This window comes from Kocuria oceani (genome assembly GCF_029524215.1).
Lineage (GTDB): Bacteria > Actinomycetota > Actinomycetes > Actinomycetales > Micrococcaceae > Kocuria > Kocuria oceani.
In genome coordinates, this window is the sequence record NZ_JARAMH010000021.1 from 1 (window position 1) to 2,618 (window position 2,618).

At 71.7% G+C, this 2,618-nt stretch carries 2 protein-coding genes and 2 pseudogenes; all 4 read left to right on the forward strand.

Annotated features, from left to right (window positions below; genetic code table 11):
- On the forward strand, positions 1-579 hold a 579-nt coding region (locus PU704_RS17055), incomplete at its 5' end, for a putative PEP-binding protein (RefSeq protein WP_338130240.1).
- A gap of 74 nt (positions 580-653) precedes the next feature.
- Entirely contained in the window at positions 654-1,478 is an 825-nt protein-coding gene (locus PU704_RS17060) for a pyruvate, water dikinase regulatory protein (protein WP_047803843.1), read from the forward strand.
- Between the two features lie 256 nt (positions 1,479-1,734).
- Positions 1,735-2,052 (forward strand): annotated as a pseudogene (locus PU704_RS20085) (MBL fold metallo-hydrolase); the annotation flags it as partial.
- Positions 2,053-2,244: 192 nt separating this feature from the next.
- Positions 2,245-2,618: pseudogene (locus PU704_RS17070) on the forward strand (inositol-3-phosphate synthase); the annotation flags it as partial.

The window sequence follows — 2,618 nt, forward strand, 5'->3', positions numbered from 1 at the left end:
CTCGGGTTCCGAGGCGCCTCCCGCTACCTCTCCCCCGCCTTCCGGCCGGCCTTCGAGCTCGAGTGCGCGGCGGTGCGGCACGCGCGCACCGCCATGGGGCTGACCAACATCAAGCTCATGGTCCCGTTCGTGCGCACCCTCGCCGAGGCCCGGGGCGTGGTGGAGCTGCTGGCCGCCAACGGCCTGGCGCGCGGGGAGGACGGCCTGGAGATCGTCATGATGTGCGAGCTGCCGGCCAACGCGCTGCTGGCCGAGGCTTTCCTGGAGCACTTCGACGGGTTCTCCATCGGCTCCAACGACCTCACCCAGCTCACCCTGGGCCTGGACCGCGACTCCGCCCTGGTCGCCTCCTCCTTCGACGAGCGCGACCCGGCGGTCAAGAAGCTGCTGGGCCTGGCCATCGCCGCCTGCCGGGCGAAGGGCAAGTACGTCGGGATCTGCGGGCAGGGACCCAGCGACCACCCCGACCTGGCCGCCTGGCTGCTGGAGCAGGGCATCGACTCCGTCTCCCTGAACCCCGACGCCGTCGTGGACACCTGGCTGTCCCTGGCCCGCACCGCACCCCAGCCCAGCACCTGAGACGCCCCGTCCCGGCGCCCCGCGCGCCGGGACGGGCCCGCGGTCGGCACGACGAGAGACAGGCACGCAACGACATGACCGAGACCTGCCCCGTGGCGTTCTTCGTCTCGGACAGCACCGGCATCACCGCCGAGACCCTGGGCAGCACCCTGATCACCCAGTTCCCGGACCAGCCCTTCGAGCGTCACACCGTGCCGTTCGTCGTCACCGTGGAGCGTGCCCGGCAGGTGGCGGACCGGATCGACGCCGTGGCCGCCGCCGGGCGGGTGCCGGTGGTGTTCTCCACCGTCGTCGACCCGGACATCCGTGGTGTCCTCGCCGGCAGCCGCGGCTTCTTCGTGGACCTGTTCGGCACCCACATCCCCCAGCTCGAGACCGCGCTGCACGCCACGGCCAGCCTGCAGCCGGGCAGAGCCCACGGCCTGGGGAACGCCATCCGGTACCAGCGGCGGATGTCGGCGGTGGAGTACGCCATGGAGCACGACGACGGCCAGTCCATCCGGGCCCTCGAGCGGGCGGACCTGATCCTCATCGCCCCGTCGCGCTGCGGCAAGACCCCCACCAGCATGTACCTGGCCCTGCAGCACGGCATCCGCGCCGCCAACTTCCCCCTGGTGGACGAGGACTTCGAGCAGCACTCCCTGCCCGCACCCGTGGCGCCCCACGTCGGCAAGTGCTTCGGGCTCACCTCCTCGCCGATGCGGCTCAGCCAGGTGCGCCAGGAACGACGACCCGCGACGGTCTACGCCTCCCTCGCACAGTGCTCGTACGAGCTGCGCAACGCCGAGGAGATGTACGTCCTGAACGGCATCCCGCACGTCAGCTCCGCCTCCATGTCCGTCGAGGAGATCTCCGCCATGATCCTCCAGCAGATGCAGTTCGACGACGCCGCCCCTTGACAGGAGGAGTGCTCTCGCAGAGACTTTCCCCACCCATGATGTTGCGTAATGCGATACGTGTTGCAACAGGTGAGTCGAGCTGACGTTCCGGCCGAGGCCCCTCGGCCACCGGTGGCGGTGGCCGCCACCCAGACAGAGAGGAAGACGCGATGTGCCGAGTCGACCGCGCGGTGTCCCCGGGCAGAAGTCGGAGGCGGCGCACGGAGACGCCCCCGGCACCGGCCTCCGTGGCCGGAGAGGCCCACGAGGCAGCAGGATGAGCACCGGCTGCGTGTCCGGGCAGCTTCCGGCGCCGGGCGCGGGCCGTGCGGAGCAGGGGCCGGCGGCCGCCCCTCCGGGCGGTGCAGCGGGCTCCACCGACCGGGCCCGGGTCGAGCGCCTGGTGACCTCCGGGACCTTCTCCCTCGACGGAGGCACGTGGCAGGTGGAGAACAACGTGTGGATCGTCGGCGACGACGAGCAGTGCGTGGTCATCGACCCGGCCCACGACGCCGCTGCCGTGACCGCGGACGCGGGGGCCCGTAACACCCGAGCCGCCCTTGTGACCCACAGCCACGACGACCACATCCGCGCCGAGGCCCCTCACCTGCAGGAGTGGATCGACCGCTGCCCCTGACGCCCGGGTGCCGGCGCGACCCGTGCCGGCACCCCAGCGGGGACCACCACGTCACCCGCCCCTCACCCCTCACCCCTCACCCCTCACCCCCGAAGGGTCGGCCGCGCCCCGCCACGGCGGCTGCGTCCGGCCCCACGACGAAGGAGAATCGTGTCTCATCATCCGATCCGAGTGGCGGTGGCCGGTGTCGGCAACTGCGCCTCGTCCTTGATCCAGGGCGTGCACTTCTACGCCGATGCCGACCCGGGGCAGACCGTGCCGGGGCTGATGCACGTGGTGTTCGGGGACTATCACGTCTCCGATGTGCAGTTCGTGGCCGCCTTCGACGTGGACGCGGCGAAGGTGGGGGTGGATCTGTGCGAGGCGATCGGCGCCGGGCGGAACAACACGCTGGCCTTCGCCTCGGTGCCGCACACCGGGGTGACCGTCCAGCGCGGGCCGACCCTGGACGGGTTGGGGGCCTATTACCGGGAGATGATCCAGGAGTCGGCGGCCGAGCCGGTCGATGTCGCCGCCGCGCTGCG